Origin of the sequence: Fodinibius sp. (genome assembly GCF_034521915.1) — a bacterium.
Classification (GTDB): domain Bacteria; phylum Bacteroidota; class Rhodothermia; order Balneolales; family Balneolaceae; genus Fodinibius.
The window spans coordinates 1-17475 of sequence record NZ_JAXHLU010000015.1 but is presented as its reverse complement, the minus strand read 5'-3'; the positions used below and the strand labels follow the sequence as shown (position 1 = coordinate 17475).

General features: G+C 43.8%; 18 protein-coding genes and 1 pseudogene. 8 read left to right on the top strand and 11 right to left on the bottom strand.

Features of this window, described 5'->3' with window-relative positions:
* Nucleotides 1-106 precede the first annotated feature (106 nt).
* The 3 genes from U5J89_RS10325 to U5J89_RS10315 are packed head-to-tail and all read right to left on the bottom strand — an operon-like array spanning nucleotide 107 to nucleotide 4560.
* Nucleotides 107-1291, bottom strand: a complete 1185-nt coding sequence (locus U5J89_RS10325) for a lipocalin-like domain-containing protein (protein WP_322575547.1) — start codon at nucleotides 1289-1291, stop codon at nucleotides 107-109.
* 12 nt (nucleotides 1292-1303) lie between these two features.
* A complete protein-coding gene (locus U5J89_RS10320; RefSeq protein ID WP_322575546.1) occupies nucleotides 1304-3853 on the bottom strand; it encodes an ABC transporter permease in 2550 nt (849 codons plus the stop codon).
* Between the two features lie 2 nt (nucleotides 3854-3855).
* A complete protein-coding gene (locus U5J89_RS10315; RefSeq protein ID WP_322575545.1) occupies nucleotides 3856-4560 on the bottom strand; it encodes an ABC transporter ATP-binding protein in 705 nt (234 codons plus the stop codon).
* A gap of 440 nt (nucleotides 4561-5000) precedes the next feature.
* Between U5J89_RS10315 and U5J89_RS10310 the strand changes: the two genes are divergently transcribed.
* Complete coding sequence (locus U5J89_RS10310; RefSeq protein ID WP_322575544.1) at nucleotides 5001-5549, top strand: hypothetical protein; 549 nt, start codon at nucleotides 5001-5003, stop codon at nucleotides 5547-5549.
* A gap of 81 nt (nucleotides 5550-5630) precedes the next feature.
* On the opposite strand, the gene U5J89_RS10305 is transcribed toward U5J89_RS10310, so the two are convergent.
* Together U5J89_RS10305 and U5J89_RS10300 are read right to left on the bottom strand one after the other, a co-directional pair.
* Nucleotides 5631-5957, bottom strand: a complete 327-nt coding sequence (locus U5J89_RS10305) for a hypothetical protein (RefSeq protein ID WP_322575543.1) — start codon at nucleotides 5955-5957, stop codon at nucleotides 5631-5633.
* A 396-nt stretch (nucleotides 5958-6353) separates the two neighbouring features.
* The gene (locus U5J89_RS10300) at nucleotides 6354-7232 is read right to left on the bottom strand and encodes a hypothetical protein (protein WP_322575542.1); all 879 of its coding nucleotides are present in this window, start codon (nucleotides 7230-7232) and stop codon (nucleotides 6354-6356) included.
* A gap of 164 nt (nucleotides 7233-7396) precedes the next feature.
* On the opposite strand from U5J89_RS10300, the gene U5J89_RS10295 reads away from it, so the two are divergent.
* On the top strand, nucleotides 7397-7822 hold the full coding sequence (locus tag U5J89_RS10295; RefSeq protein ID WP_322575541.1) for a hypothetical protein: 426 nt from the start codon (nucleotides 7397-7399) through the stop codon (nucleotides 7820-7822).
* 245 nt (nucleotides 7823-8067) lie between these two features.
* Here the strand turns inward: U5J89_RS10295 and U5J89_RS10290 are convergent, their stop codons facing one another.
* Nucleotides 8068-9207, bottom strand: coding sequence for a nuclear transport factor 2 family protein (locus U5J89_RS10290; protein ID WP_322575540.1), 1140 nt, complete (start codon nucleotides 9205-9207; stop codon nucleotides 8068-8070).
* Nucleotides 9208-9843: 636 nt separating this feature from the next.
* On the opposite strand from U5J89_RS10290, the gene U5J89_RS10285 reads away from it, so the two are divergent.
* On the top strand, nucleotides 9844-10077 hold the full coding sequence (locus U5J89_RS10285; protein WP_322575539.1) for a hypothetical protein: 234 nt from the start codon (nucleotides 9844-9846) through the stop codon (nucleotides 10075-10077).
* 65 nt (nucleotides 10078-10142) lie between these two features.
* Here the strand turns inward: U5J89_RS10285 and U5J89_RS10280 are convergent, their stop codons facing one another.
* From U5J89_RS10280 to U5J89_RS10270, 3 genes are all read right to left on the bottom strand, one after another.
* Nucleotides 10143-10478 carry a hypothetical protein gene (locus U5J89_RS10280; RefSeq protein WP_322575538.1) on the bottom strand — a complete coding sequence of 112 codons (336 nt, stop codon included), beginning with the start codon at nucleotides 10476-10478 and terminating at the stop codon, nucleotides 10143-10145.
* A 77-nt stretch (nucleotides 10479-10555) separates the two neighbouring features.
* Complete coding sequence (locus tag U5J89_RS10275; RefSeq protein ID WP_322575537.1) at nucleotides 10556-10774, bottom strand: hypothetical protein; 219 nt, start codon at nucleotides 10772-10774, stop codon at nucleotides 10556-10558.
* 158 nt (nucleotides 10775-10932) lie between these two features.
* Complete coding sequence (locus tag U5J89_RS10270; RefSeq protein WP_322575536.1) at nucleotides 10933-11322, bottom strand: hypothetical protein; 390 nt, start codon at nucleotides 11320-11322, stop codon at nucleotides 10933-10935.
* Between the two features lie 203 nt (nucleotides 11323-11525).
* Here U5J89_RS10270 and U5J89_RS10265 point away from each other — a divergent pair, with 203 nt between their 5' ends.
* The 4 genes from U5J89_RS10265 to U5J89_RS10255 all read left to right on the top strand — a co-directional run bounded on the left by U5J89_RS10265 (nucleotide 11526) and on the right by U5J89_RS10255 (nucleotide 13340).
* On the top strand, nucleotides 11526-11867 hold the full coding sequence (locus tag U5J89_RS10265) for a P-II family nitrogen regulator (RefSeq protein ID WP_322575535.1): 342 nt from the start codon (nucleotides 11526-11528) through the stop codon (nucleotides 11865-11867).
* 104 nt (nucleotides 11868-11971) lie between these two features.
* The gene (locus U5J89_RS10260) at nucleotides 11972-12448 is read left to right on the top strand and encodes a hypothetical protein (RefSeq protein ID WP_322575534.1); all 477 of its coding nucleotides are present in this window, start codon (nucleotides 11972-11974) and stop codon (nucleotides 12446-12448) included.
* Between the two features lie 29 nt (nucleotides 12449-12477).
* Nucleotides 12478-12690 (top strand): SHOCT domain-containing protein, encoded by a 213-nt coding sequence (locus tag U5J89_RS15995; RefSeq protein WP_416208517.1) that lies wholly within the window; start codon nucleotides 12478-12480, stop codon nucleotides 12688-12690.
* 11 nt (nucleotides 12691-12701) lie between these two features.
* The gene (locus U5J89_RS10255; RefSeq protein ID WP_322575533.1) at nucleotides 12702-13340 is read left to right on the top strand and encodes a class I SAM-dependent methyltransferase; all 639 of its coding nucleotides are present in this window, start codon (nucleotides 12702-12704) and stop codon (nucleotides 13338-13340) included.
* On the opposite strand, the gene U5J89_RS10250 is transcribed toward U5J89_RS10255, so the two are convergent.
* Together U5J89_RS10250 and U5J89_RS10245 are read right to left on the bottom strand one after the other, a co-directional pair.
* Complete coding sequence (locus U5J89_RS10250) at nucleotides 13337-14773, bottom strand: sensor histidine kinase (protein ID WP_322575532.1); 1437 nt, start codon at nucleotides 14771-14773, stop codon at nucleotides 13337-13339. The genes U5J89_RS10255 and U5J89_RS10250 overlap by 4 nt on opposite strands.
* 21 nt (nucleotides 14774-14794) lie before the next feature.
* Nucleotides 14795-15502, bottom strand: a complete 708-nt coding sequence (locus U5J89_RS10245; protein ID WP_322575531.1) for a response regulator transcription factor — start codon at nucleotides 15500-15502, stop codon at nucleotides 14795-14797.
* A 154-nt stretch (nucleotides 15503-15656) separates the two neighbouring features.
* On the opposite strand from U5J89_RS10245, the pseudogene U5J89_RS10240 reads away from it, so the two are divergent.
* Nucleotides 15657-17475, top strand: a pseudogene (locus U5J89_RS10240) (copper resistance system multicopper oxidase); the annotation flags it as partial.

The following is a 17475-nucleotide window of genomic DNA, read 5'->3' as shown; positions in this document are numbered from 1 at the left end:
GTTAACATTCAGAAATTAAAGCGGCAAAGATACAGACTATTTACAGCAAAGTGTATTATTTGGACAAATAAATATGCTGATTGAGACTGCGGAATCTACCAATATCTTAATCTTCTTCGTATCCCGTCATTTCTATAAATCCATTTCCGCTGATGTCTTCTCCGTTCATGCTACCTGAAACCGAAACTGTTCCCTCATAATACTGCACAGAAACCGCCATCTCTTGGTCATCAAATAAGGTAGCCAGATCAAGTGTTAAATCCTTCTTCGGAATTTCCATTCGCCACTCCGAGGGATATTCTGAGCCGGTATGCGGACTTTTCCAGCGGTCAAGCACTTCGATGGTTACGTCCTCGGGGTTGAGCGTCGTTTTCTTTCCCTCCGGATCCACCAACGAACCGGTCGTAAACTGGCTTGCCGAGCCGTCATTATTTCGCAGCTGATAATACATCAGATCGTAACCATTCGACAACTGAATCGAAAACCAATCCCATCCCTCCTGGCTCTCATCCAGTGCAGATGTACTCCACTCATGGTCCATCCAACTTGCCCCCGATACCTCAAATTGCTCTCCATCCTTGGTAATTACGCCTTCGGTATCCATCCGCGTAAAGGCCAAATAATAGGATGCATTGCCTTCACCTGATCCTTTTATATCGTAGCCCTCTTCGCCCTGTAAAACTAGGGGTTTAACAGGGTTAACCGAGAGATCTATACTTACTTTCCCATCCGTTTCTGCGATAATACGCACCGGAAAACTCTTGTCATCACTTTGGGACGTATTATTTCGAACAATTTCCCAGTCTTCCAGCCAAATTCGATAGGGTTCAATCTCTGCACCGGCCAGCCCCGCTGCTCCTCGACTGTATCGTTCCTCAAAAATATGATCTTTATTTTTTACATCAGAAATAGCAAAGTGTCCCAAATAAAGCTGATTGGTATTCCAATCTGATCCGCTTGCTGTGTCATCCTTGACTTCTGTCGGGGGATTTAATTGACTTCTAAAAATGGTAAACTGGTAACCAAATTGGCGTCCATCCTCCGTAAAAAGATTGCCCGTGTAATACCACCACTCCGTTTTAAAGCCGGGATGCGGACCATGATCCTCGGGAAAGACAAATTCCCGCGGCCCGGTTGCACGCAAATATCCCTCCTGATCACCACCTCCCATCGCCTCGGCCACCGATACCGAGGCGGCGATTTCTTCCTCATCATCAGTAGTATACCAAACGGCAACACTCAAACCCAGAAAAACGGTAATTGCCATGATGAACCAAATAGATTTTTTCATTGTACTATCTCTTTAATCATTACGTAATGCATCGGCGGGATTAGCTTCCGACATTTTTTTGGATGGATACAAGCCGGCCAGCAAAGCGGCTACCACCGATAGTCCAAAGGCCTGCAGTAATACTTCCGGTGTGATCATAAACTGGAGCGTCCAGCCAAATGATCTCAGATTAATCACATAAACCAGAATATACGCCATCAATATGCCCAGCGGCACCGACAAAATACCGGCCATAACCCCCATTACTCCGGTTTGAGTGATCACATAATTCCATAACTGTCCCGGTGTCATACCATTGGCCCTGAGTACGGCCAACTCTCGAGAACGCTCGAGCTGAAGCGCCATCAAAGCACTTAGGATGCCAATAAAAGCCACGATTATAGCTAACAGTCGCAATACAACCGTGACGGTAAAGGTACGATCAAAAATTGCAATAGAAGCTTCACGAAGCCCACGATTGGAACGAATAAACACCTCTTGCTGTCCCTGGGCTTTTTCTCTAAGCCGTTCTACCAATTGATTTAGATCCGATTCGTTTGATGCATAAAGGGCCAATCCTGAGATAGCATCATCATCAAAATAGCGATTATAGATATCCCGGTTGACGGTAATCGTCCCAATATCCGAAGCGTAATCAAAGTAAATTGCCTGGACTTCAAAACCTGCCTGTCCCTGATCCGTTGTAATAAGAATTGAATCGCCTAACGCCACATCATTGCGGTACGCATAGACCTCTGATACCATGACAATGTTCTCATTCATGTAGCTCTTCCAGAAGTTCGAATCACCCTCCTTAAGCTGATAACTCTGCTGTGCTTCCGCACCCTGATCGATTACAACCAAATTATCCGTGCCGTTGTTGGTTCTGACCTCAACATTACGAACAGTGTGCGACTTAGCCACCCCTTCGGTCTCTTTGAGAAGATCCACCAATTTAGGATCCAGTTCGGCATCGGCTTTTCGAGAAACAGCACTGGGCGGCTGAACATATACATCGGCCTGCAGCTGCGCTTCCAACCACGACACTACCGTGCCTCGAAAACTGTCGACCATCACTCCCACACCCACCGTAGCGGCAACCGCCACCACCAATGCAGCTATAGCAACCGATGTTCGGCTTAATTCCGTTACCACCCCGCGAACCGACATCTTTCCAATGATGCCGTTCAGTTTTCCTAACAGAGGACGCATAACGCGCGCCATTCCCACAATAAGCAGCGGGATAGTCAGAGCGAATCCTACAATCATAAAAAGCAGTGCAACATATCCTGCAGCTATACCACCATTCGGAATCAAAAGAATTGCTCCACCTGCCAGACCCGCCAACAATCCCAAACCGGCAAGTGGAATCAACTTACTTTTAATCTTAGACTCATTAGAAGACCGCTGTAATACCGTAGAAACTTCGGCCTGTGATGCTTCTTTGGCCGGCCAAAATGCTGCAATCAGGGTAGCCCCGACTCCTAGAATAGTTGCTTTGGCTATCGGAAAAAATCCAATAGAAAGCTCCTGCACCGAAAGCACAAAGTAGAGATCGTTTATAGATTGGGTAACTAATTTCACTAATCCCTGTGCTAAAAAGATACCGGCGATAATACCAATAACAGTTCCCAATACACCTATCAAAAATGCTTCTTTGAGTACGATCGTAAGAATCTCCTTTTTGGTAGTTCCCAGCGCCCTCAGGCGTCCAATAAGCGACCGGCGTTGTACGACAGAGAACGTCATCGTATTGTAGATAAGAAACATTCCAACCAAGAGGGCAAGCATGCTCAAGGCCTGTAGATTGAACTCAAAGGCACGGGTCATCTGTGCTACCGTCTCCGTACGCGAATCGGAGCGAATCAACGAGACGCCATCCGGCAACAGTGACTTGATATCAGAAATTCTGGCCTCTTCCCCGCCGTCGGGTATAATCAGATCAATGCGTGATAACTGCCCTCTCATATTAAAAAACCGCTGGGCAGTACTGATATCTACTACCAGTAAATTCTGCAAAGCCTGCTTACTTCTGTCATTACTGGCCTCGATGACGCCGCTAAGCTGCAGCTGATAATCCCGTCCGCCTACCGACACCAATAAGGTATCTCCTGTTGATACCCCAAGTTGCTCGGCCACCGCTTCCGCAACGAGTCCAGCATTTTTGCCACTGATAAATTCAGAAAGTTCAATACCCGCATTCCGACTGGCAAAATCCCGAAACGGCCCCTCTGCAATGGGATCAACACCCAAGATCTGAAAGGTTCTGTTCATACCTTCAATGCGTCCATATCCTTCTACCACGGGTGCTGATTTTCTGACTTTACCCTCAATTCGGATCTTGCGATATAAATCTTCATCCAAATTTTCGGCCGCTCCTTTGATTTGATGAGTCGCTTTGCCTGTTACCGCCTCCGTAGATAAGCTAAAGGCTTTTTTAGCCGAATTGTTGGAAAGATCTATGGAAACGACTACCGCTACCCCAAGTGCTACACCCAATATGGAAAGAGCAAAATGCCACGGGTGCTTCAGCAAAAAACGGATACTGGACAGCCACAATAAATTTGAGTTCTTCGTACTCATTGCTAACTCACTTCTGATATCTTTTCAACGTCCTGCAGCTTGCCACCTTTCAACTCAAGCACTCGATCAGCAAATTTACAAATATCACGATCGTGGGTTGCCAATATAATTGTGCGCCCGTTTTCGCGAACCAACTCATTTAGCATTTCCAGAATTATACGACCGGTTTCGTAATCAAGATTCCCGGTCGGCTCATCGGCTAAGATAAGCATCGGTTCATGTGCCAACGCCCGGGCAATCGCCACCCGTTGCTGCTCTCCTCCGGATAGCCGATCGGGATAGCTGTCGCCCCGATCTCCCAATCCTACCTCTTCTAAAAATTGTTGCGCTTTATCCAGCAGTTTTTGATCTGTAGTGCCCTTTAATTTTAGCGGCAAAAGCACATTTTCGTGTGCTGTCAACGTGGGGATAAGATTATATGACTGAAATACAAAGCCAATATTGTTACGGCGAAATAATGTTCGATGCTTCTCATCCATTTCTGCCAAATCGGTTCCGTCAATGATTACCTTTCCGGAATCCGGTTTATCAATACCGCTCACCAAGTTCAGCAGCGTACTCTTACCGGAACCGGATCTTCCCAAAATCACGACCATTTCTCCCTCTTCAACGGATAGGTCCAACTCATCCAGGACAGAACGAATTTTATCGCCCTCGCTGTACCTTTTCGTCAATTTCTTGAGCTGTATATACGAATCGTTTTTCATATAAAATTATATTCAATCTGTTAGTATGCCGAACAAACACAGCTCATAAGGTATTGGTTCCTTACTCGGATAGTATTTTCTAACCCCAAAATATATCCCAAGCTGAAAAGGCTCATTTATATTTTGGAAACTTTTTTCTCCATCCAAGGCGCTCATTTTATTTATGCAAAAAGAATAAAAGATTTTCAGCTTAATTAAATACTACACCTAAAAGTTTAAAAAAATGAGAATTACGAACATAGAAACACATCATAAGATGTTGAAATTTCTTAACTTATAAGTAGTTTTAAGAACATAATTATACTACATTACTGAGACTAACTTGATATCCAGGCCCCCTCCCTCAGAATGCATTTGCTATACCAAGTGTTACTGTTCGAGTTACTCCTTCTTATCCGGTTTCCCCAAAAACAAAAATGAGTTTAACTACTCAGAGGAAAATGATGAAACCAGTATATAAATTTCTAACGCTAATCCTAAGTATGAGCTTCCTGTTCTTTAACGCCCTATTAGTTCAAGGACAAATTGCCATTAATAAAGATTGCACTTGCCCAGAAGTGGCAATTGCCGATCAAAGCGTACTCATCTTAATTGGAGCGGATGACTATCCTAATTTTTTGAATATTTCGGGTTTAAAAAAATACTCAAATATTAATTATGATGGATTAATTAACCTCCCTTTAAAAGAAGGGACATACACTGTAAAAGGTAGTGATAACCAAGTAGAACTACTTGCCACTTATAACATAAAAGATGGGAGTCTAATTAGTGGTCATTACATCACAAAAAATACCCCTTTGCCTAAAGTCATATTGGTAACTTTAGTAGAGGATCATAAGGGATGGACTATGACCCGCAATAAAACTATTGTTCATGACTTTGATGCTCAACGAACAGAATACCAGGTTAAAATGAGGGACGGTAAAAATAAGCAGATCTTGTATTTCGACCATAGCGGCAAACCCATCAAAAAACTCTCGCGTATTTAAATGAGTATTAAAAAACAGTATATCGAAGAGACCATGCAGTGTTGCATGGTCTTTTTTATTCAAAAAAAATTGCAGAACCATTTAATTCCCAAATTCTAGTGATATTGCAACGGCTACAACAACATTAGCTATTGTACCATATTTGGCATCGCTCCATGAAAGTATTATAAGTATTTGGGATATAATTACTGCCGCACCGCCCGCCATCCTCCATGATTCATTTCCGAAATACAACAGTATGGCTGTCACGAAAAAAATAAAAGCCGTCAGCAACCAGAATGTTCCAGCTTTATTGGATATTTGCTCCTTCAATTGGTCAATTTGTGCTAATTCAAACGCTTTGACAAATCCAAGAAAATGGATCAATCCATGAAGGATCAATATTATTATGATTATTGTTTTGACCATGATTTAGTTGAATTCATATAAGATAAAACAAATAATGCGATCCCCACTAACCCATAGATAAGCTGAAGCGGTGGTTCGGATGCATAACCGATCATTGCTATTTGTACCCCGATCCATATAATCAATGCTATACTTACCAACAACGCTCCGGGCCATGCCCACGTTTTTCTTTGCCACGAGCCGATGAATACTATTAGCGGAAAAATCCCCAAAACAGTGAAAAGGATCATGCCGGGAATCAGAAAATCTTGAAAGGGTGTCCCTTGAAGAAGGGTTATTGGTAATTATAGAAAATTACCGGTTGGATCCAATATTAATGCGCCCCCACCCAAAAAACCACTTACTCCCTGGAAAAACATTAATACTAAAAGAGCATAAAAACTGATAGGTCTTTTATCAGGCTTGTTCATGAGCAGGCTCCCTGATATTTTTAAAAATTAGAACTGAACAAATAATCGAGACTACTCCAAAGAATGGAATAATCACGATCGCAGGCATCACATTTTGACCAAGCATACCCATAGCAACAACTTTCGCGGTCAGAGACGTCATCATTATAGACAGGAAGATCAAGTATACCGGGGTAAGCAGATACCCAAACGGTCTTTTCTTTATAAATAGCAGCCCTGCCACAAACGACAATGGCAGCAAAAGGCCGAGATCCAATCCCTGTACAATGAGCGTAGTATAATGCTCAACTTGCGCGGGAATGATCGATCCGTCCAACAGGGGCGGTATAACTACCTGCAACCACATAAACCCAATGGCTATGCTGTTGAATATCAGAAATCCGCCAATAAATTTTACGGGCGTGGATTCGTTAAATCGTTCAGACAGATTGGTGAGGTCAAATGAAAGCAACGTCTTAGCAAATGCAAAAAATGATGTACCAAGAAGTATTACATATACAAGAAATAACATATTATACATCCCCATCACCAAGTAAAACAAGTATGTTACTAAAAAATATCCCAGCGTACCGGCCAGGAGGAATCGACCTTTCAAAGACCCTCTGCGTGCCCAAATTAGCGATAAAAACAGCAGTGGCACTGCGACCGACAAGGTTATATAATCTTGTGCAATGCCCTGCGGAGCAACATCCTGCGACATGTGTTTATAGAGTCCTTTCCCATAAACAGTTACTGTTTCCCCTCTAACCGTTTCAATAGTATACGGGTCGGGGCCACCGGTCGAAAAAATACCCATTGATGCAGCCACAACAGCCAGAATAATTATGATCGAGGACAATATGGTTATGGATTTCCGGTATTTCATAGCGAGTCGGTTATTTATCTCTGCCTGTTACTTATACATACAGAAAATATTGTGCCAATATGATACCCTCACAATTAGTTGAATAGAACTTCATTTTGTGTATCCCCTTATTGCAACCTCGCAATAAAATCAAGTCAAAAATTCGCAGATTCGCATATCATTATATGGTGGAGCAATATAAGAATGAGGAGACGAAAAGAATGTATGTGCCTCAGCTGCTGGAGAATCCGATAGTGCTGAGCGAACCCATTTCTGATGCTTACTATAAGATAAGAGATTATGCGATGCATGATTTAGGCGTAGGCACAATGAGAAATATGAATAGTGTGTTGACAGAACTTTTTATTCCATTCTTATTTTTCCAAGAGTATACCTTAGGGGAAAAGATTAATCTCTGGAAAGGCGAAATAAATTCCGGTGTAAGTGTCATCTGGGATGAGGTTATTTCCCATGACCTTTCCAAAGAAAGCACGAATTTTAAGATTCCCGTATACTTCCTTCATGGAATCTATGACTACACAGTTAACTATGATTTAGCCTATGAATACTTTGCAGAATTAATGCTCCCGACAAAGGATTTTATACACTAAAAGAATCAGCACATAGTCTGATATTTGAAGAACCTGATAAATGTATAGCGATCATAAGAGATAAGATTCTCCTGAAAGAATGCTTAAATAAGCAAAGACAATCACTCTTACTAAAAAGCTTTGTATGGCTAATAAATATTTTATTCAGAAATTAATTATTTAGCCAACAAACAACTCACAACAGAGAGGCAAAAATAAAAAAGGCCGTGAATATTCACGGCCTTGGAAAGATTTTTAAATCTTATTTATTCTGTTTTAGGAATGCCTGACCCAAGTGCAAGCGGAGCAAAATTGGAGTGCATCAGTTTCCATCCGTTCTCATAGTGCCAAACCTCACTGGCTCTGGTCTTATACGCTACCGGACTATCACTTCCCTTCATGGTATATTCTCCATCGTTATTGAAGGTGGTTAGGGCTGTTTTCATGTCCGGGCTGAAATAGACTTTCAGATCTTTGACATCCCAGCGATTCCAAGTATGGTTAGCATCCTCCTCTTCTAAACTGGCGTAAAAAATACACGGCTCCATATTCGAGTTACAACCAATCATTCCAACTTTATCAGAGTAAAACTGTTTTAAGTTCTCGATATCATTTTTCATTTGATAAGTTATTCTCAGCTTGGTCTTGGCCTCAATCGAATCAGTTAGGGCCGCCATGTTCGTGTGACTATAGTACATCTGGGCATTATATCCATAGGCCGATCCCGTACCAGCATAATCAAGGGCTTTCATTTGGTGTTCAAAAGCCTTCTTGTACTCTCCCGTGTTAGCATAATGTTCCGCAATTGAATCGTGGGCATTGGGTCCATCATGCGAGAGGAATATCTTTTGGGCCGTTTCAACAGCTTTCGTCATATCAGGTTTATTTTCATACGTCCCATCCGCATAGCGGTACGACATAATATTGTAGGCAGGCGAAGCGTATTCGGGAAATTCTTCGATATATTTCGCCAGCTTATCTTTTCCATCCTTTAGAGATACACTTTCCCAGAAAGCAAAAAGAGGTACTGCCGGATATCTTGCAGCAACCTGTTTTACTGTGCCTTCAAATTCTTCGGAGGATGCGCCCATCAACTTCACCCAGGCTTTTTCCTGTTCCGTAAACTTCTTGGTGTCCAGCTTTTCTAACTGTGCAGCACGAGATCCATACTTACCGCTTGAAGCAGCGTTTATGAGTACCAGCTTGGCACTACCGCAGTCTTTGTCCATCATGAGAGCGGCTTCGGCCATCCCAACAGCAATCGGCGTCTCTACATTTATAAGATGAGTAATTGCTTTATCCGCGATTTTTTCAGCCCTGTTATTACACGACATATCAGTGATCCATTGCGCACTGGCAAGCGTCGTAATCAGACACAATCCGATTGTTAAATAGATTTTTTTCATAGTAGTCATTTAAGATTATTGATAGATTTGAACCATCACTTCATATAACGAAACTACTACACAACAAACCGTTAATATTTTCTATAAAATATTGATTTTTCAATACTTAGGGAGTGTTTTCTTCCACAAGAAATAGGTCAACACTTTACTTGTTATAGGAAAATAGACGATGGACTTGATTACAGTAGCTTCCATATTATTTTTGCCTGAAGAGCAATTTGGCTTATCAAGATAAAAACCCCCCGAATCATTTAAAATACCCGGGATCTGTTTTAAAACTACTTAGATTACTATTGCCTTTTTGATTTAAGAATGCTGCAGGTTTTGTTTCCACTTTTCTCCCAAATAGAATAACTCTGCTATTTCCAGATGCCTACTTTAGATCTTAATTTTGTTCAATTTTTACCCTAAAGGACTTTGCCAAATTGTTGATCAGATATATTTTTGAATTCACAAAACAGACAGAAAACTATATTTAAATCAAAGTTTTTACAAACATTAATTTTTATTAATAAAAAATATATTATCTTGTCATAGCGCTGTTACAACAGAAATGAAAGCAGCCACAGTATCATCTACAGACGGTTATTTACCCATTTGCAATATTTGACAGTCCTTTAATAAGAGGAATACATTATGACAACGGCAAAAGAGTTCAGAAGCTATTATCAAACAGACCGGTATAAAGGTTTCTATCAAATTAAAAAGAGTACCTATCCACTTTCACGGATGACACTTCTCGCTTTTTCAAACGGCAAGAAAAACATTTACGCTACCGGAGTTTATGCCGAAGAAGCCATGGCAAAAATATTTTCAGCTATTGATCAATATCATCTCAAGAAAAAAGCAAAGCGGTTAGCAATGGTATAATTAGGATTAATTCCATTGCTATTTCATTTTAATGGTTAAATATACGCGAAGTACAGATAATGGTTTTATGAGTGGCCCTCAAAAAGGGTGATGGCTAAACTCACCACCGTACCAACAAGGATATCCTTGAATTTGTCGAGACGTGCCTTGGCTAACCCTTTCTGTTTAAGAGCCTCCATTTTGGCCAAATCCTTTTTCCCTTTTACCAGGAATTTAAGATCATCGCTGGTTAGCTTGCCCTCGGCCATTAGCTGTGTCCATCGCTTAAGGTCCCCCTTGGCTTCTTCGGCAAAGGCTTTGCCATCTTCTACAAATTCATCCATGACATCATCACCAAACTGCTGGGCATGATCGACAAGGTCATTTTTTAACTGATCGATAAAGTCATCAAAATTTGGCATAAATATTCCGGTTCTATGGTTTTTCGTTTTCCACTTTCAAGCTCCATGATGATATCGAACCCCTCTTCGATATTGCCCTAGGACTGCTCCACCATGGTAGATGAGATCTGTCCACGTTCTTCCCACATGCTTATGAATCCGCCTAGCAGGGAACCATCCGGATCGATCATAATCTCCCATTGCTGTGTGCTCTCAGTGTTATTCGGGCGGCTTTTGGCGTATTCATAAGCTTTACGAAGCTCGGTTTTTAATGCCTGCACTTCATCTTCATGATGGTCGTAGGGTTCTGTAGCCATAACCATCAGGTTCAACGATTCTACCTTCAGGTTTACCGCCTGCTGGTATGCCTCCTCACTAAATACCGCTTACATGTTGCTGCAGCCGGCTGTCAAATACATTATTGCTAAAGCAAAAAGCCCAAAACGACTATAAGAGGATAGAAAATTCATAGTAATCAGGATTTGAGTTTAAATTCAGTAAGATCATCTTCTATAATGCCCATGATTTTGTCCACAATGTTATTGCGTTTAAATCTTGCAACTAACTTAGCTGCTGACCGGGTAAAACCGCCATCAACGTATTGATTAATAAGCCGATCAATAACAATTTTCGTCCGGTCGGTAACTTTGTGGCGCAGTTCATTCAGTTCTCGATCAGTCATTTCCAGTGTTTTCCACTGTAGCGGAAAAGCTTCTTTTTTGGTGTCGCCTACCAGCGGAATAATTGGCAAAAAGCATGTTCCATTTTTTTGAAAGGAAAATCGTTCAAAATCATCCTCAGCATAGTCACTGAAAATGGAATTCTTTTTGGCTTGTTCAACCGGCAGGGCGAAATACCGCCGCAAAAATTGCTGGCAATTACGGCGACCAAGCTGAAATTGCCCGAAAATTTGATGTTAGTTGTGCATGGGTTTCAAAGGTATTATCATAAATAATATCCATCCTATAATTTTACGTCTTACCAATAAAAAATTCGGGGAGTTTTTAAGCTTATTTTAAGCAATACTTTCTATTTTAGATTTAAACTTCATTTAAAGCAGAGGTTCGTATGAAACTCATCAAAGCTTATATCCGAGCCAAGCTCCTAGAGGATGTTTATAGTTCACTAAGAAATGAAGGCTACCGTTCTATGACAGTTTTCGAAGGTGAAGGGACAGGTCGATACAGTGACCCTAATAAACAACATGGTTCTCTTAATTTTCCGGCTATGCATACTCATGTTGTCAAAATTGAAATAGCAGCTAAAGCCGAACAGATAAACTCGATTGTTCAAATTATTCAAGAAAACGGCCGGACCGGAAGCAAAGGTGATGGTATTGTTTTTGTCACTCCCATTGAACAAGCCTTCCGAATAAGGGATGGTAAAGAAGGCGCTAATATTCTTAACTAATTTAAGGTTCTCTTAAGTATGATGGTGTTATGTTATGGTCAGAACATAACAATTTATCGAAGCTCAAACTTTTAATCTCATAAACCACAATAACGGTGACTATTATGAAACGCTTAACATTCACACTCTCAATTATTCTTCTTTTTGCCACTATGAGTTTTGCCCAGCAAAAAGACATGGACCAAAAGAAGAAACAGATGATGGAAATGATGCAGGACTCCTCCATGCAATCCATGATGATGCAGCATATGGCGGACAATCCGGAAATGCGTCAAAAGATGATGCAGCACATGATGCAAAACATGGACGGCAATATGAATATGGGCAACATGCAGGAAATGATGAAAAACAATCCCCAGATGAAAGAGCGTATGCAAAAGCATATGGAAATAATGCAGTCTATGATGGATGGAGAAAAAATGGATCACTCCAAAATGATGGAGAAGATGGGCGATTCATCCATGATGAAGATGCATATGATGTGCATGCAGATGATGCAAGGTGATATGATGAACCATAAAGGAATGATGAAAAATTCTAATAACGGCAAAAAACACCAAAAGCATCATAACAATCAATAGAGAATAACCACTCTAACCCACGAAACATTATGTTTGGTCATAATTTCATAGGTATGCATTGGATTTGGTGGATCCTCATCATCCTCGCTTTTGTACTGATCGTGTTCAATATCCCGGGACATGAATCTAGGAGCAATACGAACGAAAGCGCACTCGAAATACTCGATAAACGGTATGCACAGGGAGAAATAGAGCGGGAGGAATATGAGGAACGGAAGAATGTTCTTCAAAATAGACGATAGGTTACTTAAACATGCAAAAGAACAGCAGTGATACCGCCCACACCCAAAATCGTTACGATCTCATCGCTCCATTGTATAACGTAATGGAGTGGCCGGTAGAAAAATTGCTGTTCCAAGGTTGGCGCAGTGACCTTTGGCAACAGGTTGAGGGACCAAACGTATTGGAGATTGGCGTTGGTACGGGCAAGAATATCCCGTATTACCCGGATGATATTGAACTGACGGGTATTGACTTATCGCCTAAGATGTTGCAGCGGGCGAAGCAGTTGTTAGCAAAACATCAGAAAGGCAACGTCACACTTAAAGAGATGGATGCCCAGCAGATGGATTTTCCCGACAATCATTTTGACGATGTGATTGCCACGTTCGTCTTTTGTTCGGTGCCCGATGCCGTTTTGGGCCTTCGGGAAGCGTTGCGCGTGATCCGACCCGGCGGCCGACTCCATTTACTGGAACATATGCGTGCTGAGTGGTCGCCCCTGGCTTCGCTGATGGAGCGAATTGATGGGCCACTACATTACCTAATCGGCGTACATATTGCCCGTGAAACCGTAGTGAACGTAGAAAAAGCAGGATGGCAACTACAACAGGTCCGGGATCTAACGAAAGGTGGCATCGTTAAAAAAATCGAAGCCATTAAACCGCGTTAGGCTTCCTCCTCTTCCCACAATGGCAACTCTACGACAAACGTACTACCCTCTCCCGGACCATCACTATAAGCTCGAATTTTTCCACCGTATAACCCGACAATAGCCTTGACGAGCGGTAGTCCCAAACCACTGCCTGATTGGTCCTGTACCTCCGATTCATTAGCCCGGTAAAATCGCTCAAAAAGGTGTTTTTTAGTCTCCTCGTCAAATCCAATCCCGGTATCACTCAGATGGATGACCGCCTTAGAACTGCTTCGTCGAAGTTCAAGACTTATCCTTCCTCCTTCAGGCGTATATTTCAAAGCATTTTCCAATAGATTATTTATGACTTCTTCTATATAGGCACCATGGGCACTAACATATAATTCTGGATCGACTTCTACTTCAAAGTCAATATCCTTCTGATCGGATATATCCTGATATTCCTCAGCTACCTTTTCGGTAATACGGCTGATGTTAACCCGTTCCGGCTCAGAGCGGTGGTCGGCTTCCACTCGGGATAACTGCAACAACAGGTGCACCATTTCACTCATGCGACGGGTTTCCGCCAGCATCCGCTGAATCGTTTCTCGATACTCTTCTTTTGAGCGTGGCTTACGCAGCATAATCTCCGCATCGCTTTGCAGTGATGAGAGCGGGGTCATCAGCTCGTGGGCCGCGTCCGAAGTAAACCGCTTTTCACGCTCGAACCCTCTTTGCAGTCGATTCAACATCATATTGAAGGTTTCCGCCAAGTCCGTCAGCTCATCTCGCACCTGGTAGTTTACGGGGATGCGCCTGTCCAAATCGGTGGCCGTGATGGATTTGGCCGCATCGATAATCGAGGCGACCGGCGACAGTGCCCTGCGCGAGAGCCAATAGCCGCCCAAGATGGATAAGAGTACACTGATCGCGATAAAGACCAACAGATATCGGCGGAACCGATTTACTTCTTCGTGGAGGGTCCATTCAAAACCGGTTACTTCCAGCCAGCCGCAAAAGTTCCCATCGTTATCTGTAATCGGATAGAAAAGCGTCCGGGCCGGCAAATCTTGCCATTGGCTGCTGAATGAATATTCTTCGGGGGTTTCAGGGAGTTCGGTCTCCAGCGGTTGGCCTACCTTCGAGAAATTAGGACTGCTGTATATCTGATTTCCATTTACATCATACAGTCGCACGTAGGTGCCATATTCAACCCCACTTTTGAGTGCTGCATTTCTGCTGTATCCCTTAAGATCTATAGAAAGCGTATCCCCGCTGGTATCAATATGCGGGAGCAGCTGTTCAGCTTCAAACCGAAGGTGGCGATCGTAGTTGTGGTGAATGGACTGGTGAAAGGTCTCGTATAAAATGTAGCCAAACAGGCTAAGCATCACGAATAGGCTCAGCCCATACCAAAATGCCAGTTTTTTGGATATCGAAAGCCGATCAAGAAATGAAGTAAATTTACTCAAAACACTACTCGTTTTTGCTAATCAGCATCGACTATTAAGTCGGTAGCCGGCTCCCCGAATGGTTTCAATGATGCTATTGGAATCATCCCATGAAACCTCATCGCATTCCTCAAGCGATTCGCCCAGTTTTTGACGAAGCGTAGAAATCGTGGCTTCAATCGTATTATCGCTCACGTGATAGGCAGATCCCCAAACTCGCTCGGCGATCTGTGTCTTGGAAAATACCGCGTCCGGTTCTTTGAGCAGCAGCTCAAGTAGTGTAAACTCCTTAGGACGAAGGGTACGTTCGATGCCACAAATATTTAGCTTGTGCTTTCGGCTGTCCAGCTCAATGGGTCCGGTCGAAACCGTTTCGGTATCATTAATTTCGGATTTCCGTCTGCCCAGGGCACGCACCCGAGCCAGCAATTCTTCAAAAGAAAAGGGCTTGCTCATATAGTCATCGGCGCCCGCATCCAGCCCTGACACTTTGTGATCCAGATCCCCCAGCGCCGTAAGCATCAGAACAGGAAAGTCCCGCCCCTCTTTCCGCCAGTGCTGCAAAATCTGCTTGCCATCCCGGTTGGGCAGGCGCCAGTCCAGGATAACTACATCATAATCGCTGACCATCCCCTGAAGCTCGGCCTGTTCTCCGTCGCGGATCACTTCAACGACGTGTCCCTCCTCTTCCAATCCCCGTTTTAGGTTACCGGCAAGCTGTTTTTCATCTTCCACTAATAAAATCCACATAACTGACTCTGCATTAGGGTATAAAAATTTCCGTATCCAAAATAACAGACTCTGAGCTTAAATGTTTTAAGCTTGATTTAAGGTTGGACTGTTATATTAAGAGACTGTGATCAAAGAAATTTCTGCTGAATCAATAAAAGAATACTGAACCACTATGAGTGAAGACAACAATAATATATCGCGCCGAAAATTCCTGCGTTATGCCGGTTCCCTCGCAGCTTTTGCCGGTGCAAGCGCAGTATTGCCGGGTTACGCCTTAGCGGGCTTTGGCAGTGAGAGGCGAGAAGTATTAACTCCTAAAGGTCCCGATAACGTCATTGACCTTACGATCGGTAAAATGCCTCACAAGATCGATGGGAAGCAGGGAGAAGCAATAGGAATTAATGGAACGGTACCAGCCCCTCTCATTCGCCTGAAAGAGGGGCAAGACGTCACGCTCCGCGTTACCAATGAGTTGGATGAGGATACCTCCATTCACTGGCACGGTATTCTGCTCCCCTTCCAGATGGACGGGGTACCCGGCGTAAGTTTTGACGGGATCAAGCCCGGTGAAACCTTTGAGTATAAATATCCGGTGCGACAGAGCGGGACCTATTGGTATCACAGCCACTCGGGCCTGCAGGAACAGCTCGGCCATTACGGTCCCATGATTATCGACCCCGCCGAACAGGACCCGGTTGAGTATGACCGTGACTATCCGATTGTACTTTCGGACTGGACGTTCGAGGATCCCCATGATGTGTTGGCCAACAACATCAAAATGGAGGGCTACTACAACTACCAGAAGCGAGACCTTGGCGAATTTTTCAGTGACGTAAAAAAGAACGGTCTTGGCGATACGATTAAAGACTATGCCATGTTTGGAGATATGCGGATGAGCGCCACCGACCTGCTGGATGTCACCGGTGCCACCTACACCTACCTGATGAACGGCCACGGTCCCGACTCCAACTGGAACGCTCTGTTTAACAAAGGCGAAAAAGTGCGGCTGCGATTTATTAACGCCTCCGCCGGTACTACCGCCTTTGATGTTCGCATTCCCGGGCTCCAGATGACCGTGGTTGCAGCCGATGGGCAAAATGTAGAACCGGTACCCATTGAAGAGTTTCGCATTGGCATTGCCGAGACCTATGATGTGATCGTCGAACCCAAGGAGGAAAAACCGTTTACTATTTTCGCCGAATCACTCGATCGAAGCGGCTATGCACGCGGCACGCTGGCACCCCGTGAAGGGATGGAAGCCCCGGTACCTGACCTACGTCCGCGCCCCAAACGCAGCATGAGAGACATGGGCATGATGATGTCCATGGGCGGCATGGATATGGAAGGCGATAATATGAACGACATGGATCATGGTAATATAGACCATGGAGACATGAACCACGGCGACAAGAATATGCCCGCCATGAAGGAGACGCCTGTCAAACACGGGCCTGACAAGCACGGACCAGGCGCGGCTGCCGTTGCCCAGAACCAATTTGACCGGCTGGATGAACCGGGCATTGGACTTGGGAAATGATGGACGAAAAGTGCTGGTCTATAATGATCTAAAAAGTTTGCGTCCCAACAAAGACACCCGTGATGCCCAGCGGGAAGTGGAACTGCATCTGACTGGCAATATGGAACGCTACATGTGGTCGTTCGACGGGGACCAGTTTCACCAGGTGGATGGCCCCATCGAGTTCAAACACAACGAGCGCCTGCGCCTGACCCTTGTTAACGACACGATGATGGAACACCCCATTCACCTGCATGGCATGTGGATGGAGATGGAAAACGGTAACGGACAGTACAACCCCCGACAGCATACCCTGCTGGTACAACCGGCCCAGCGCATTTCGGCCCTTATTACGCCGCGCGACAAAGGGCGATGGGCGTTCCACTGCCACATCCTCTATCACATGGAACGGGGCATGTTCCGCGTCGTCCAGGTGGCCGATGAAGACGGCAGCATTTATGGACAGGAGTATTCA

Excerpts from the sequence above, each read along its gene's own strand:
- U5J89_RS10290 (WP_322575540.1), bottom strand. The coding sequence starts at position 9,207 with ATGAAAAAAATCTATTTAACAATCGGATTGTGTCTGATTACGACGCTT.
- U5J89_RS10315 (WP_322575545.1), bottom strand. The coding sequence starts at position 4,560 with ATGAAAAACGATTCGTATATACAGCTCAAGAAATTGACGAAAAGGTAC.
- U5J89_RS10265 (WP_322575535.1), top strand. The coding sequence starts at position 11,526 with ATGAAACTCATCAAAGCTTATATCCGAGCCAAGCTCCTAGAGGATGTT.
- U5J89_RS10325 (WP_322575547.1), bottom strand. The coding sequence starts at position 1,291 with ATGAAAAAATCTATTTGGTTCATCATGGCAATTACCGTTTTTCTGGGT.
- U5J89_RS10255 (WP_322575533.1), top strand. The coding sequence starts at position 12,702 with ATGCAAAAGAACAGCAGTGATACCGCCCACACCCAAAATCGTTACGAT.
- U5J89_RS10320 (WP_322575546.1), bottom strand. The coding sequence starts at position 3,853 with ATGAGTACGAAGAACTCAAATTTATTGTGGCTGTCCAGTATCCGTTTT.
- U5J89_RS10295 (WP_322575541.1), top strand. The coding sequence starts at position 7,397 with ATGGTGGAGCAATATAAGAATGAGGAGACGAAAAGAATGTATGTGCCT.
- U5J89_RS10245 (WP_322575531.1), bottom strand. The coding sequence starts at position 15,502 with ATGTGGATTTTATTAGTGGAAGATGAAAAACAGCTTGCCGGTAACCTA.
- U5J89_RS10275 (WP_322575537.1), bottom strand. The coding sequence starts at position 10,774 with ATGGCTACAGAACCCTACGACCATCATGAAGATGAAGTGCAGGCATTA.
- U5J89_RS10280 (WP_322575538.1), bottom strand. The coding sequence starts at position 10,478 with ATGCCAAATTTTGATGACTTTATCGATCAGTTAAAAAATGACCTTGTC.
- U5J89_RS10260 (WP_322575534.1), top strand. The coding sequence starts at position 11,972 with ATGAAACGCTTAACATTCACACTCTCAATTATTCTTCTTTTTGCCACT.
- U5J89_RS10310 (WP_322575544.1), top strand. The coding sequence starts at position 5,001 with ATGATGAAACCAGTATATAAATTTCTAACGCTAATCCTAAGTATGAGC.
- U5J89_RS10300 (WP_322575542.1), bottom strand. The coding sequence starts at position 7,232 with ATGAAATACCGGAAATCCATAACCATATTGTCCTCGATCATAATTATT.
- U5J89_RS10305 (WP_322575543.1), bottom strand. The coding sequence starts at position 5,957 with ATGGTCAAAACAATAATCATAATAATATTGATCCTTCATGGATTGATC.
- U5J89_RS10285 (WP_322575539.1), top strand. The coding sequence starts at position 9,844 with ATGACAACGGCAAAAGAGTTCAGAAGCTATTATCAAACAGACCGGTAT.
- U5J89_RS15995 (WP_416208517.1), top strand. The coding sequence starts at position 12,478 with ATGTTTGGTCATAATTTCATAGGTATGCATTGGATTTGGTGGATCCTC.